9 protein-coding genes, 2 tRNA genes and 4 pseudogenes are annotated in these 15,462 nt (G+C 37.6%); 8 read left to right on the top strand and 7 right to left on the bottom strand.

What is annotated here, in order from left to right:
• Window positions 1–180, top strand: a pseudogene (locus QVB70_RS00695) (lytic transglycosylase); the annotation flags it as partial.
• Window positions 181–258: 78 nt separating this feature from the next.
• Here QVB70_RS00695 and rpiA read toward each other — a convergent pair.
• From rpiA to endA, 3 genes are all read right to left on the bottom strand, one after another.
• Window positions 259–945 carry a ribose-5-phosphate isomerase RpiA gene (gene rpiA / locus QVB70_RS00700; protein WP_287582382.1) on the bottom strand — a complete coding sequence of 229 codons (687 nt, stop codon included), beginning with the start codon at window positions 943–945 and terminating at the stop codon, window positions 259–261.
• Between the two features lie 69 nt (window positions 946–1,014).
• Entirely contained in the window at window positions 1,015–2,853 is a 1,839-nt protein-coding gene (locus tag QVB70_RS00705) for a PINc/VapC family ATPase (protein WP_287582384.1), read from the bottom strand.
• A 116-nt stretch (window positions 2,854–2,969) separates the two neighbouring features.
• Window positions 2,970–3,608, bottom strand: coding sequence for a tRNA-intron lyase (endA, locus tag QVB70_RS00710; RefSeq protein ID WP_287582386.1), 639 nt, complete (start codon window positions 3,606–3,608; stop codon window positions 2,970–2,972).
• Between the two features lie 94 nt (window positions 3,609–3,702).
• On the opposite strand from endA, the gene hycI reads away from it, so the two are divergent.
• Window positions 3,703–4,257, top strand: a complete 555-nt coding sequence (gene hycI, locus QVB70_RS00715) for a hydrogenase maturation peptidase HycI (RefSeq protein WP_287582388.1) — start codon at window positions 3,703–3,705, stop codon at window positions 4,255–4,257.
• Here the strand turns inward: hycI and mtnA are convergent.
• Window positions 4,254–5,303 carry an S-methyl-5-thioribose-1-phosphate isomerase gene (gene mtnA / locus QVB70_RS00720; RefSeq protein ID WP_287582390.1) on the bottom strand — a complete coding sequence of 350 codons (1,050 nt, stop codon included), beginning with the start codon at window positions 5,301–5,303 and terminating at the stop codon, window positions 4,254–4,256. The two genes, hycI and mtnA, sit on opposite strands and share 4 nt — an antisense overlap.
• Window positions 5,304–5,619: 316 nt before the next feature.
• On the opposite strand from mtnA, the gene QVB70_RS00725 reads away from it, so the two are divergent.
• Entirely contained in the window at window positions 5,620–5,949 is a 330-nt protein-coding gene (locus QVB70_RS00725; RefSeq protein WP_287582391.1) for a hypothetical protein, read from the top strand.
• Window positions 5,950–5,978: 29 nt separating this feature from the next.
• Here the strand turns inward: QVB70_RS00725 and QVB70_RS00730 are convergent, their stop codons facing one another.
• The 3 genes from QVB70_RS00730 to QVB70_RS00740 form a co-directional block, all read right to left on the bottom strand.
• On the bottom strand, window positions 5,979–6,800 hold the full coding sequence (locus QVB70_RS00730) for a DUF5591 domain-containing protein (RefSeq protein WP_287582392.1): 822 nt from the start codon (window positions 6,798–6,800) through the stop codon (window positions 5,979–5,981).
• 44 nt (window positions 6,801–6,844) lie between these two features.
• Window positions 6,845–7,633: a phosphoribosyltransferase family protein gene (locus QVB70_RS00735; RefSeq protein WP_287582393.1), complete on the bottom strand. Its 789-nt coding sequence runs from the start codon at window positions 7,631–7,633 to the stop codon at window positions 6,845–6,847.
• Between the two features lie 207 nt (window positions 7,634–7,840).
• The gene (locus tag QVB70_RS00740) at window positions 7,841–8,335 is read right to left on the bottom strand and encodes a 2'-deoxycytidine 5'-triphosphate deaminase (RefSeq protein ID WP_287582394.1); all 495 of its coding nucleotides are present in this window, start codon (window positions 8,333–8,335) and stop codon (window positions 7,841–7,843) included.
• 197 nt (window positions 8,336–8,532) lie between these two features.
• Between QVB70_RS00740 and QVB70_RS00745 the strand changes: the two genes are divergently transcribed.
• The 5 genes and pseudogenes from QVB70_RS00745 to QVB70_RS00760 all read left to right on the top strand — a co-directional run.
• Window positions 8,533–8,675: transfer RNA gene (locus QVB70_RS00745), tRNA-Asp, on the top strand.
• A 99-nt stretch (window positions 8,676–8,774) separates the two neighbouring features.
• Window positions 8,775–8,957, top strand: a tRNA-Lys gene (locus tag QVB70_RS00750).
• Window positions 8,958–9,215: 258 nt separating this feature from the next.
• Window positions 9,216–12,095 (top strand): annotated as a pseudogene (locus tag QVB70_RS18405) (DNA-directed RNA polymerase subunit B''); the annotation flags it as partial.
• Window positions 12,096–14,060 (top strand): annotated as a pseudogene (gene rpoB / locus QVB70_RS18410) (DNA-directed RNA polymerase subunit B); the annotation flags it as partial.
• A 15-nt stretch (window positions 14,061–14,075) separates the two neighbouring features.
• A pseudogene (locus QVB70_RS00760) lies at window positions 14,076–15,462 on the top strand (DNA-directed RNA polymerase subunit A'); the annotation flags it as partial.

The raw sequence follows: 15,462 nt of genomic DNA on the forward strand, positions 1-15,462 counted from the left end.
CCAGCAGGACCCCCAATAGCGCCTCCAACAACAGAAACTCCTACTGCACCTCCAACGACACCTCCAGCACCTGGAGAAGACCTTGTTGATGCAGGAATGGCGACAGTGGCCTCACTAAGATCAGAAATGTTAAATGAGTTAAGAAGACTCAAAAAATATATGCAGAAACCACCTGCGTAATCTTCTTCTCTATTTTTTGGATTTTTACAAAAATACTTACAAAAAGCATGCGTCTACGTTTCTTTTGCTAATTTTTAATTAAAGTTTTGTTAATGTTTTTACGCCTTTTTCTGAGCCTACGTAGACTATATCAGCCATATTTACGAACAAACCGTTTTCAATTACGCCTGGAATTGCGTTTAGTTGTTTTTCCATTTTACTATAATCTCTAATTCTTAGATCAAATATATCGATGATAAAATTGCCATTGTCTGTTACTACAGGTCCAAGTTTTCTATTACTCATTCGAACTTGAGGAATACCAAATTCTTTGAGTTGATTAAGTACAGTTGACTTCGCGAAAGGAAGAACCTCAAGAGGAAGAGGGGCGATTTCTCCTAGGGTTTTAACAAGTTTGCTTTCATCCACTAAAATCGCGAGAAGTTTTGCAGCACTCCCAACAATTTTTTCTTTAGTAAGTGCAGCACCTCCACCTTTTATGAGATTCAAATTAGGATCTACTTCATCAGCTCCATCAACAGCTAGCGCTAAAGATGGGTGCTCATCTAAGGTAGTTAAACGAATGCCTGAAGAGATACACAACTGTGCAGTTTCATATGAAGTTGGCACCGCCATAATATCTATCTCATCGTTTTTAATTCTCTGACCGATCAAATTTATGAGATGCATAACAGTTGAGCCACTGCCCATTCCAATGATCATTCCATCTTTGATTTGTTCAAGCGCAGCTTTTGCTGACATTTTTTTTAGTTCATCGCTGTCCATTTAAAATGCCCTCTATTCGATTAACTTAGTTGAAGATATTCTCCGAAGATAAATACTCAAATGAAGGATTTAATATTTTTTAGCAGAAATCCTTTTACCTTCTTGTAGCGTTCTAATAAGTCGTTTCCCATCCTTCGAGGTCTTTCTAATCCTACATATCCCCTTCTGTCCTATTTTAGCAGTAAGAAGTTGTTTTCCGTTAACATAGAGAACCAACAACTCATTTGGGTGCTCTTGAGCCCTAATCATAATAAATTTCTTTTTTACCGAAATATCAATTGGAATCTTTTCCTCAGTTCCCATTTCATCTATTTCACGAACCTCTATTCGAATACCTAATTGTTGTTCAATTTCTTTTATTTTTAGACCATTCTTTCCGATTATTTGGGGCACATATTCTTTAGTCGTTCGAACTATAATTCTGTTTTCTGAAAGCGGTTCTATTTCAAGAGGGGCGTAGGGTACATATCGTTCAAATACTGACAGAATAGTGTTTCGTTTTTCCTCAGATATCTTAGGGATAACTTTTTGTTTCTCTGTGGAACCGATGGGGATCACTACAACCTGTTCACCAAATGTGTAAAGTTCATAAAGCAGTTTATCTGTTTCAAAATCTTTTATTTCAATTATAGGCCTGGCAAGATCTGCTTCGAACATTCCACTTGGAACTTTAACAAGCATTTGTAAGTAATACACGCTAGTTATTCGGCCTGAATCCATATAGATTACAGTATCTACTATTTGTGGGATGACACCTAACTCCACCCGTCCAATAAGTCGTTGAATTGCATCTACAGGTCTAGAGGTATGTACAACGCCAAGCATACCGACTCCAGCCATTCGAAAATCTGCGAAGACTCGAAAGTCAACTGTACGTCTCATTTCATCGAATGCTACAAAGTCTGGCCTTATAAGAAGAAGTAATTCGGCAGCTTTTTCAAAATCACCACCCAATGGCGCGTATTGGGTGATTGTTGGCCCAACTTGAAGATCACGTGGCCTCTCAAGGGTCGCCACATTTTGCTTTTCTGCAAATAAATTTGCTATGGCTTGAACAAAAGTTGATTTTCCAGATCCTGGTCTTCCAGCGACAATAATTCCTTCTGCTTGCTCTTCAATTCTTTGTCTAAGTTTTTCCGATAAATCATAATCATCAATGGTCATTGTTACAATTGGGCGAACTATAGTGATTTCAGATCTATCAGAGAAAGGTGGGTGTGTTATAACAATACGATATTGTTGTAACTGAAGTACAGTAGCACCTGGTTCATCTATCTCAATAAAAGAACCTCTTTCAGTTTTCGCTCTCTCGATTAATTCCGTAGCAATATTCTGCAATTCGTTTCGTTTTAATGGAAGATCGCCAAATTTTTCAAGATACCAATTACCAGGTGTGCCTCTTTTCGCCATAGGGAGTACGCCTTCACGCAAATGAACAGACATTGTATCTCCTGTGAAAAAATCTTCAATTTGAATTTGTGATATTTCTTTCTTAGGCTTGACATATTCTGTACGAATTCCGTCTATTTCTGCAACAAGAGCTTGGACCCTGTCGGAAGTAACTAACTTTGCATTGTTTTCTTTCGCTACTTGACGAATAAGTTCGTCGAGTTCGCCGCCCCTGGCCAATTTAATTTGTTCTAATCCAGGCCGTTCACCTATTATCTGAATGTCAAGAATATTATCAATAGCGTCAGCTACTTCTTTTAATTTCTTTATTTCATATAATCCTACATAACCTGTAGCCTTTCCAAGATTGGCTTGATATTCTAGCTCACTGAGGGCTACTCGCGGAATCAAAATTTCTGTTGGAATATCATATTTTCTATCTGCCAGTACCCCGCTAATGATAACAGACGTATCTGGAACGATTCTAATTGTCTCTTGAGAGGTTTCATCGAGATTCAAAGATCTCACCATTATTCTGTCGTTAATAATTTTTTAATGAAGGGTTTAAACAAAAATTAAATTACAAAATCACATTTTCTCAAAAACTTAGTGTTACAGAAAATGTATTTGTTATTCTAAGATTTTTGAATGCCACCTTTGCCCGTTACATCCGATATTTGCTTTTTAACTGCAAGGTTGACTTGAGTACCTAAATAATAGGTGACTTCGCCGACATTATCTACCACCGCCAGCACCAATTTTTTCCTTACATTGCGCGCTTGACGAGTAACGCTATCTAAAACATCAAGTTTAAAAGGAGTGCCCTCTACAACAATACAAACAAGATACGCTGCCTCATCCTTTCCTAAAACTCCTCCGCGAGGATATATCCTGTAGTGTATTGGGTCACCTAGTCCTGCCCTGACGATATATCCTCGTGATCGCAAATCACGATAAACCAAATATCTTGTCCAAATTTGTGGATCATTTTTTAGGAAATATGTCAGAAGTTTATCGAATGTGAACGCCTCATCCTCGTCATCAGTGGTTACATTTAATCTACTGCGTTCTACTAAGAGCAGGCTTTCAATAGGAGAGAGCAGCAATTTGCGATCTTCATCAAAGGAGCCATAATATCCATTTCCATAAATCACATCTGCCCCTTCCTCAACTATTACAGAATTGTCCTTTAATTTGCCGTCTTGGGTTGGATAAGGTTCTCTTTCTTCTTTCTCCTCTTCATTTATTGAAGTTTCATCGTTCGAATTAACCACAAAAGTCCCTCTTGCATTATTTGATCTCATCAAAAGAGTTGCAATAATACATTTTTAAAACTATTCAAATAAACCCTCTATTGGCGAGAATACTATGTCTAGAATTCACCCATCGGAGTCTCCTGAAAATCTTGATAAAAAGAGCCAAATATTATGGAATAAACTAAAAGCATTTTTTACAGGTGCAAAAAATATCGTGATTATTGCCATTGGAAATGAAATGAGACGAGATGACGGGATAGGGATCGCGATTTTTAAAAAACTAAAAGATCTTGGCCCATTACCCTCACCATTTCTTCTTTTAAATACAGGTACGACTCCAGAAAACTTTATCCGCCCTATCGAAAGCTGGAATCCAAGCCATCTTTTAATTATAGATGCCGTTGATATGGGTGAAGAACCGGGTGAAATCGAACTCATTCAAATGGATGAAATTCATAACATAACTGTTTCAACTCATAAGATGTCTCTTGCTCTCCTTAATAAGTATCTTATGAGCGAACTAAAATTAAAAATAAAGTTCCTTGGTATTCAAATAAAAGATGTGTCTTTTGGGGAAGGTCTTTCGCCTGAACTAACGCAAATTCCTACGAGAGTTGCACAGCTTTTGAGGTCCATTTTAAATGAAATCACGCACCATCCAATTTAAGGAGCTTCTCTTAGTGCAGCTAAAGCTTCCTCAAATGGGGGATATATGACTCCCTTATCACAGATTAAAGCTGTGATTAGTTCAGGTGGTGTTATATCGAAAGCGGGATTTAACACTGGCACATCATTAGGAACTATTTGTTGATCCCTACAAAATCTAACTTCCTTTGGGTCTCGCTGTTCGACAATGATATCTTCTAGTTTATGTACGAAATCAAAAGTAGTTATAGGAAGGGCTACGTAGAAAGGGATCTTGTGATGTTTTGTTAAAACCGCAAGCGCATATGTTCCGATCTTATTAAATACATGACCTGTAGATAAAACGCGATCAGCGCCAACAATTACACAATCTATAAGTTTCCGATAAATAAGTATCCCTGCGGCGTTATCTGGAATAATAGTAATATTTACATCTTCCTGGGCGAGTTCAAATGCAGTGATTCTTCCTTGCAGAAAAGGTCTAGTCTCTGTAGCAAACACTTTTACATTTCTCCTTTTTTCAGAAGCAAGCGAAACTATCCCTTGAGCAGTTCCGTATTCACCGCTGGCTACTGCTAGTCCACCTGTGTGACAATGGATCAGAATGGTGAAATTATCCTTTATGAGTTCAAGGCCATTTGCTGCAATCTGGAGATTCATTTTTCGGTCGTCATCTATTGCTAGTTCTGCTTCTCTCAAAATAAATGGTACAATTTCCTCTGTGGTTGAAAGTTTTGAAATGCCTTGTAAGACCTTATCAAGGACTAATGAAAGATTCACTGCTGTTGGACGTGCTTTTATTAGTTGGGCTGCTCCCTTTTTTAATTCAATTAGAAATTTATCAAAATCGACCGAGCCATAGCTTTTTTGTTTGATATGAAATGCATGCAGCACCAGTCCATATACGCCAGCAATAGCAATGGCTGGAGCCCCTCGGACAACCATGTTTTTTATGGCGCCTAGCACGTCTTCTAACTTTGAGCAAGTTACATATTCTAAAGAAGGCAGAGCGCGTTGATCTACAAAGATTAATGTTTTTGTGTCCTGTTTCCATTCAAATGGTTTCATATATCTTCACAGTTCCCTTTTGAGATCAAAAACAAAAATTTTCCGATAATTTTACTATTCTATTTTTTTCAAGTCGACTTAACCTATTAAATCTTAATTAGTCGCCCCGCTCTGGGGTGCTCCAGAAAAAATGGTGATCTCCTCAGTTTATGCCGAAAATTAGTAGAACTTCCACCTCTATTTAGAAAATGACAAAAAGAATTATCTTATTTCAGTTTCACCCCTCTCTCTCTTTTCTAAAAAGATTCTATGAGAAGTACTAAATATGGTGATTTATTGCGAGATTTGCTTCCAACCTTTCAAGAATTATAGAGGGTTGAGAATTCATAAGGGAAAAGTCCATAAGGACATTCTAAATACAAGGAAAGCGGTTCTGCACAAAATTGACAGCCAGGCAGAAGAAATTAGGGGGCTTAAAGCAGTACTCTCAACTCTCATAAATGAAATAAAATCTCTAAGGGTGTTAGGTTTTTCATCTTCACATAATATTACACAAACGAATTATTTCTCAGCATCTCCTCCCACAAAACCTATGCTTTCAAATATCTCTATGCCACCAGTTGGAATGAATTACGGATGCGCTCATGGAGAATTAATGAGTGAGTTAAAATCTGTTTTAAAAGAACGTGAACTTGCATCTGCTTGATTCTGTATTATAATAGTCTTAATGGAAACTCAACACAAGACTCGTGAATCTAATTCACAAATTATCCTACTTGCAGTTCTTAGTCGTTTTTTCAAAGTCTCAAAAAAGTATCGATTTCTAGTTTGTTGCTGAATCTCATAGTTTGGATAGAGTTTATTTTTTAATTGAATCATAACCTTAACCAGTTCCGAGAGATCTGATGAGGAAGTAGGGGGGCTATAAATCTTTTTTAGCGCATTTTCATCTTGAATCTGGATTTGCTTTAGCGCTAGTTCTATCACAGTCCTATATGCGTTTTCTACAAGTGAATACACTTTATCATAAAAACCAATTATCTGGTTTAAATAGTCAGATATTCGTTGTGCAAGTAATTCAAATAATTTCATTGATTCAGAAACTCCAATAATGCTGTTTAAAGAAAAATCGTAATTTGGAGCGGGACTATATTCTTCTAATTCTAAAGGAACTGGGCCAATGATCCCGCTTATTGTAAGAACATCTATGGGACATTTTTTATCATTTATATCGCGTCCTAGGAAAAGATAAATGAGAGGACGATATAATGAAAGATACGAAGTAGATAAACTGTAAGGCTTGGCTTTACTACATGGCAAAATAAGCAAAAATCGTCTCTTATGTGAGGGTGTATAATTCGTTAACACGAATTCAACAAAATTTTGAGTGCACGGATGTTTTATAGCTCTATATGCATCTGCAACTCTGTCTGTTTCGGAAATGTCGTCTATGAAGGCCCATGGATATTTTGGAAATAACTTTCGATATTCGAAAACAGGTATAGGTTCTCGCTGTTTGTTTACTCTATTTCCGCCCCAAACTAATTCATTTTTCATAAACAAACCAGAGAATTTAGTGTTTCTAGAATTGAGATTAATAATTATGAGCGATTGCTGGGTAAATTAAGGATTGTCTCGATCTTCTCGTCAGGTAATATAATTTCCTCACGCCAGGAATCTCCAATAGCGACTAGAATAAAAAGTCCCACCACATCTGACCCAGACTTTTTTACTATGTTTATTAAGGCTCGTTGTGTTTCTCCTGAGCGAACTACATCATCTACAACTAGAACTCTGTCTTTTCTTGAAAAGCTATATTTTGGGATATACAAAGACATCCTAGTTCCTGAAAAACTGGGAATATACGTTTCTTCCACAAATTCTTTAACGCCAACTTCTCTAACTCTTTTTGCAATCACTAAATCAACTTCCATTTCATTTGCAATATGGGTTCCGATCGGAATTCCATCTGCTGCCGCTGTTAAAACCTTTGTGATACCATCTTTAGCAAACTTTTGCGTTATAACTCGTGCAACATAGCGGAGCAATAGAGTATCACCTAATAACGATGTGTTATCAAAGTATCCGTTGTCAAATTTCAATCGATTTCTAACTTCTTTCACAAGGTCAATTTCATTTTCCAAAATTTTTAACATTTCCTCCGTACGATCCGCATTTGGTAAGACGTGACCTCTAATGTATCGATTTAATACTGTAATAGGAAGTGGACGTGGTGTTGAATCATTTTTAGACTCACCCCGTAATTGTGGTCTGACTTTCAGAATTTTTGATAGTTCTTCATAAGTCATTCTTTTCTTAAGGATTTTTAAGAGTTCTATACATCGTAAACGGGCTTTTATTTGCTCTAATTGTGTTAAATTACCAGACATTTACTGAAGCACTCCTTTGCTTTGTAACATTTTTGTTAAAATATTTATAAGAATACAACTGAGTCTCCATAAAAATTGTATTAAATTAGTTAATTTGAGTATGGACTTTATAAATATGTTTGATATTCAAAACTAACTACTACGTGAAAATCGACAGTAGTAGGATCCTGCTTGAGTTGATCGCCTCGCTCCAGGAGGCTCCGAATGTTAAACAACTTTGTATATTCCATCATATAAAAGAGAAATATCTAAAACTCGTGCAAAAGATATTTGTAAGATTCGAGCGTCTCTATAGAGTTGAACTCTTGAAAATGCGGCCAGACCGACAACCAAAGGCCCTTTAAAACCAGGATCAATCAGTGCTTCCCTTAAAAAGAGCCCCATTCTATGAAGACTACTGCGTGGATTAATGATACCTACTAAATCATCGGGCATTGTAAGAGATTCGTTAGTTTCTACAAGATAGAAGCCCTTTTGTAAAATCACAGCATCCTTATTATCCCATTCTTTTTGTTTTCGCTTAGGTAAATTGCGTCTCGAATTATCAAAATCGAGAACGCCCATATCATTTTCGAGAGTGAAAATAGTTCCTATAGTGCATTCAAAGCCACAAGGTTGGAGCTGTTTCTCTAAAGAAACATAATCTTGCACCAGTTGATGCTCAGTTATGAGTTCCTTAATTTTTAAATCTCCTAAGAACAAATTAGATCACCACAAATTGACTTGATATCCCTAACTCAACAAATTTACTTGAATATCTAGCTACTATTACATAAAATGTCCACTTCCATAAACTTTTTAAAAAAGTATGATGTAAACCTTTCTGCCTTAATAAAATAATAACTCCCTCTTTAGGTTCTTTGAACTGAGCATAATCCCTAAAAGGAATTATCTTAAGTGCCCTGGTGGTGTAGCACGGCCTTTAACGATTATCACCAAGTCGTTAGCTGATATCATTTGGGACTGTCACTCACTTATGTGCGTTTGATGCATAAGTTGGGCAATTCCCAGGACCCGGGTTCAAATCCCGGCCAGGGCGCCATCCATTAAAACTCTAAGTAGTTACAGCGCATGGATAAACAGAAAAAAAAGATAGATACAAGGTATATAATCTCACTTACGGCCATTTACTAAATAGGACGGGCCCGTAGCTCAGCTAGGTAGACAAAGCCTTAATATCTTTGGCTGTAAGCGTCGGGCTTTTACGCATTACACTTAAGCAGTAAATAAAGCTTAAGCGATTAAAATGCAGAGACACCCGATGGCCACGGGTTCAAAGGATCCAAGCGCAACGACGGATCTGAAATTCCCGTCGGGCCCGCCAATTCTACAATAACCGAACTTCTGCCAGAAGGAGAATCAAAAGTTATAAAAAAGATTCGGACATTGTTGGGTAGGTAAGCTAGCAGATTTTTCAGGAGAATGATTTCAGAATAAATAAGCCTTTAGGGGGACATAACTCCTTTCACATTATTATATTGCTAAAATTGAGACAATTAATGAACCAGTAAGTGAAGGTCATCTAATATTTATCTCAAAATGAATTTTGTAATTTATAATCCATGAAAAAGGAAGTGCGCGGATGCTCTCTCAAGAAGATAGATGGGAATTAATGAAGGCGTTTTTTATTGAAAAAGGTCTTGTAAGACAACATTTAGATTCATATAATGAATTTATTGGACGTAGTATTCAGCAAATTGTTGATGAGATTGAAAAAATAGAGCCTGACATTCCAGGCTTCTATGTTAAGTTAGGTAAGGTAGAGGTTGGAGAACCTACCATCCGCGAAGCAGATGGAGCAGTTCGACCTATAACACCTATGGAAGCTAGAATCCGAAATTTGACATATTACGCACCTTTACAGCTTGAAATGACACCAATAGACCTCAATGAAGGAGTGGAGATACCTGGTGAAACGGCTAATGTCTATATTGGTCGCCTACCGGTCATGCTCAAATCAAATAAGTGCCTTTTAGCACAAATGTCACCACAGGAATTAGTTGAGATTGGTGAAGATCCAAGCGATCCTGGTGGCTATTTCATTATTAACGGATCAGAAAGAGTTCTAGTCACACAAGAAGATCTTGCCCCAAATAAGATCTTGATTGAAGAAAGTAGTAGCGGCAAAACAAGTACACATATTACAAAGGTATTTTCTACAGCAAGAGGATTTCGAGCACCTGTTACCGTAGAACGAAGAAATGACGGTTCATTACGAGTTTCATTCCCTTCAGTTCCAAGAAAAATTCCTTTAGCAACTGTCTTAAGAGCTCTTGGACTAGAAACCGATAAGAGTATTGTTGATGCGATTTCAAATAGGCCTGAAGTGATCCGGGAACTAATACCAACTATTCGAGAAGCCACAGAAATTAAAAACATTGATGACGCATTGGATTACATTGGAAAACGAGTAGCGGTTGGACAAATGCGTGAATATAGAATTAAACGGGCACAACAGGTACTTGATAAATACTTATTGCCTCACATAGGTACAGAAGAGGCAGATCGAAAGAAAAAAGCTTATTTTTTGAGTCAAATGGCACAACGAATACTTGAACTTTTCCTAAATATTCGAAACGCCGATGATAAAGATCATTATGCTAATAAAAGACTGAAATTAGCAGGTGATCTTTTAACGAGTCTATTTAGAGTTGCTTTCTTAAATCTGGTAAGAGATATTACCTATCAACTTGAGCGAACTGCAGTGAGAGGGAAAAAACCGAATATAAAAACGGCAGTAAGGGCAGATGTAATTACTGAGCGTTTAAGACACGCTTTAGCAACTGGGAATTGGGTAGGCGGTAAAGCAGGAGTCAGTCAGTTACTAGACCGTACTAATTATATGTCTACATTAAGTCACCTTCGTCGTGTTGTTTCTCCGTTAAGTCGTAGCCAACCTCATTTTGAGGCGCGAGATCTTCACCCCACTCATTGGGGGAAGGTATGCGTCTCACCAGATACCAAAGTGCTACTAAAGGATGGTGTTTCTCAATTACCAATTCTTGCTCTTGAGAAAGATTTCAAACGATCCCAAATAGTGACTGTTGATGAATACTCTCATGCTGAAATTCAATCGAAAATCATAGATTATCAAAAAATCTCCGCGTATCAATTAGGAAAAAGTGTTTTTGAAATTAAAACTATAACTGGAGAAAGGATACGGGCTACTGAAGATCATCCATTTCTTACTGACAGAGGTTGGGTAGAAGCTGGTGATTTAAAATTAACTGATCGTGTTTTATATAGACCTGTACTTAATGATATCTCTTCTGAAGAGATAGAAAAATATGCTGTATTTACTATACTCGATAGAGATGAGTTTCTATATGGAAATTGGACTGAAAAACTATCAGAAGAAGAAAAATCCATGCTTGTAAAAGATGCTGAAGAACTAGAACAACTGGGACTTTTGCCTTTAGATTCGGATCATGAACATCTTCATATTATTGCACGATTAATGGGAATCATCTTAACCGATGGCAGCGTCACTAACACTGTTGAATTTTATTTAGGAACTGAGGAAGATGCAAAAACAGTAATACAAGATCTTGAAACATTGGGATATTCCTCAAACCAAATTTCGCGAAAAGAAGGTACCTTTACGGACGAAATTGGCGAGCGTATTATCCAATATGCAACTTACTTAACCACAAAAGGTGGATCATTTAAACGATTTATGCACGCTCTTGGAATTCCATCAGGAAAAAGAACCGAACAAGCCAGCATATTTCCAAAATGGCTATCAAATACTAATAAGTTAGTGAAACGAGAATTTATTGCTGCTTTTATGGGGGGAGATGGTTCCGCTGCGTGGAGCTACAAGAGAAGCGGTCGTCGAGATAGTTATAAAATACGACTTCCCGACATCGAAATTCACAAAACTCCAGAACATGTCATTTCACAAATCGAATTCTTTGAACAATTAAAGAAAATGTTCGAAGAATTTGACATTAGAATTAATCATATCAAAACTAAGAATTCTAGAACTACAAACCGTAAAGTAGTTCACCTAGTTTTTGACGCATCGAAAGACAATATAAGAAAACTTTGTGATAATGTTGGTTACAGATATTGCAAAGAAAAGCAAAATAAAGCCCAGCTAATCAGCGCATTCTTAGCCTATCGAGAAAAACAAATAATTAAAAGAGTTCAAGATCGAGAAAAAACAATCGAGTTGTACAACCAGGGAATGCAACCCAAACAAATAGCAACTGAACTAGGTTTAGGATATCGTATAGTTACTTCAACAATACAACGAAAAGATCAGGATAGGCAAGTAGTACATCCACAATCATCATGGTCAGTTGGAGCATTTTTTGAAAAGACTGCTGCAAATGCTGAAACTGGCATGCTTTATCTTCCATTAAAATCAATACAATCGGTTGATGAAGATATAATGTGTGACTTTACCACTGCTGAGAATACACATAGTTTTATTGCTAACGGTTTTATTACCCATAACTGTCCCAACGAAACACCAGAGGGACCAAATTGTGGTTTGGTTAAGAATCTTGCATTAATGGCTTATATCTCTGTAGGGTTAGATGAGTATATCGTTGAGGAGATACTCAGAACATATGGAGTAAAGAGTTGGGACGAACTACAAGGAAAGGAAGCAAATCAATCACGTGTTTTTCTTAATGGAAGGCTTATCGGGTTTCATCCGAATCCAACGGCACTTGTTGATCAAATTAAGAAGGCAAGACGTGCTAATGAAATTGATGACTCAATAAATGTTGCATATTATCATGAAACTGACGAAATAAAGATTAATTGTGATATTGGGCGTGTTAGACGTCCACTAATGATCGTAGAGAATGGACAACCTAAAATTACTCCTAAACACGTTGAAAAACTCGTAAAAGGAGAATTGAAATGGAACGATCTAATTCTTAATGGATTAGTCGAGTATCTTGATGCGGAAGAAGAAGAAAATGTATATATCGCTATTGACTCAGAAGAGTTGACACCGTCGCACACACATCTTGAAATCGATATTTCGACTATTTTGGGAATTTGTGCAAGCATTATTCCTTTTCCACAACACAATCAATCACCAAGAAATACATATGAAGCGGGGATGTCAAAACAAGCTCTTGGATTATATGCTAAGAACTTTCAACTACGTGTAGATACTAGAGGGCATTTCCTACATTACCCACAGGTTCCTCTAGTGAAAACACGAGCGATGGATGTAATTGATTTTGATAAATGTCCTGCAGGTCAAAACTTTGTTGTTGGTATCCTCAGTCATGGTGGTTACAATATGGAAGATGCTCTGATAATAAATAAGGCATCACTTGAACGAGGTCTTGCCAGATCTACATTTTTCAGATGTTATGATGTAGAAGAGAAGCGATATCCTGGAGGTCAAGAGGATCGTTTTGAAATACCTGGTAAAAATGTAAGGGGCTATAGAGTTAGTGAAGCTTATAGACATCTGGCTGATGATGGCCTTATCGAGCCAGAAACTGATGTTACTGGAGGAGATGTGATTATAGGGCGTACTAGTCCTCCTAGATTCTTGGAAGAATATACTGAGTTTGAAATGCCTGCCCCTATTCGTAGGGAGACTTCAATAAGCCTGCGCCACGGTGAACGAGGCGTTATTGACTCAGTCATTGTAACGGAGACTGTTGATGGAAACAGATTAGTAAAAGTAAGAGTCAGAGATCAAAGGATTCCAGAACTGGGAGATAAATTTGCTTCAAGACATGGACAAAAAGGAGTTCTAGGAATCATAGTTCGACAAGAAGACATGCCTTTTACGGAAGATGGAATAGTTCCTGATTTGATAGTTAATCCTCATGCGATACCCAGCAGAATGACTGTAGGGCAAATAATAGAAGCTATAGCAAGTAAAGTAGGCTGCATCGAAGGTGAAAGAAAAGATGGCACTGCATTTTCTGGAAGCAAAGAAACATTACAAAAAGAAATGAGAGACGCTGGCTTCGATCATAGAGGACTAGAGAGCATGTATAACGGCATGACTGGTGAAAAATTTGAGGTGGATATCTTTATTGGCGTTGTTTATTACCAACGACTTCACCATATGGTCGCTGATAAATTGCATGCCCGAGCAAGAGGTCCTGTCCAAATTTTGACTAGACAACCAACTGAAGGACGTGCACGAGAAGGTGGACTTCGATTTGGCGAAATGGAACGAGACTGTTTGATAGGTCATGGTGCAGCGCTATTACTTAAGGAACGTCTTTTAGATGAGTCAGACAAAACGGTTGTAATAGTTTGTGATGAATGTGGAATGTTAGCAGTACAAGATCGTTCAAGAGATCGTTTTTATTGCCCTATATGTGGCGACAAGACAACTGTGAGCCGCGTAACTATGTCTTACGCATTTAAACTGTTACTTCAAGAATTAATGAGTCTTGGAATTTCTCCTCGTTTAAGATTAAAAGAACCTGCTTGAGAGGGAATAAATAAAATGTCTACACTTCCAAAAATTATTAATCAAATCCAATTTGGTTTACTATCTCCAGATGATATACGAAAGATGTCCGTAACTAGAATCATCACAGCTGACACTTACGATGAAGATGGACTCCCTATTGACTCGGGACTAATGGACGGTCGATTAGGAACCATTGAACCGGGCCAAACCTGTAAGAGCTGTGGAAATAGGGTGGGGGAATGTCCTGGACACTTCGGTCATATAGAATTAGCGCGCCCCGTAATACACGTAGGCTTCGCAAAAATTATCCAAAAGACTCTTAGAGCAATATGCAGAGATTGTTCCCGCCTTAGTTTAAATGACGATGAAAGGCAAGATTTTATTAAAAAAATGGATATATATGAAGAGGAATGGGGCGAACTAGATCCTGAGCTTGTAAAAGAAGTCCTAAAAAAAGCAACAAAAACAAATACATGTCCCGATTGTGGAAAAGAGAAATTGAAAATTCGTCTTGAAAAACCAACTACTTATTATGAAGAACATGAGTCTGGTGCCGCCCGTTTAACTCCAAGCGACATACGGGCAATCTTAGAAAAAATGCCCGATGAAGATTGTCGATTAATTGGGATTAATCCAGATGTTGTACGTCCAGAATGGATGATACTTATTGTACTTCCGGTTCCACCTGTTGCCGTGCGTCCAAGTATTACCTTGGAATCTGGTGTTCGTTCAGAAGATGATCTTACACATAAATTAGTTGACATTATCAGGATTAATCAGAGGTTAAGCGAAAATATTGAGGCGGGTGCGCCGCAATTAATTGTTGATGACTTGTGGGAACTTTTACAGTATCATGTTACGACTTTTTTTGATAATGAAGTCTCAGGTATTCCTCCTGCACGTCATAGGTCAGGAAGGGCTTTAAGAACTCTATCTCAAAGACTTAAAGGAAAAGAAGGACGCTTTAGAAGCAATTTGTCAGGAAAACGTGTTGATTTCTCAGCACGTACTGTTATTTCACCGGATCCAAATCTGGGTATTAACGAAGTAGGCGTACCTGAAGAAGTTGCACAAATTTTAACAATTCCAGAACGTGTTACGGAATGGAATATTGAAGAAATGAGAGACCTTGTGATGCGAGGGCATGATGATCATCCAGGTGCGAATTATATCATTCGTAGCGACGGAAGACGAGTTGATTTACGGTTTGTAAAGGATAAAACTACAGTGAGTGAAGCCCTTAGACCAGGATATGTAGTAGAGCGTCATTTAAAAAAAGGAGATATTGTATTATTCAATCGTCAACCCTCTCTCCATAGAATGTCGATTATGGCACATGAAGTCAAAGTTATGCCTTTTAGGACGTTCAGACTTAATCTATGTGTCTGCCTCTCTGGTGATACAGAGGTTTATACAGATC

The sequence above is a fragment of the Candidatus Borrarchaeum sp. genome (assembly GCF_019058535.1).
Taxonomy (GTDB): Archaea; Asgardarchaeota; Sifarchaeia; order Borrarchaeales; family Borrarchaeaceae; genus Borrarchaeum; species Borrarchaeum weybense.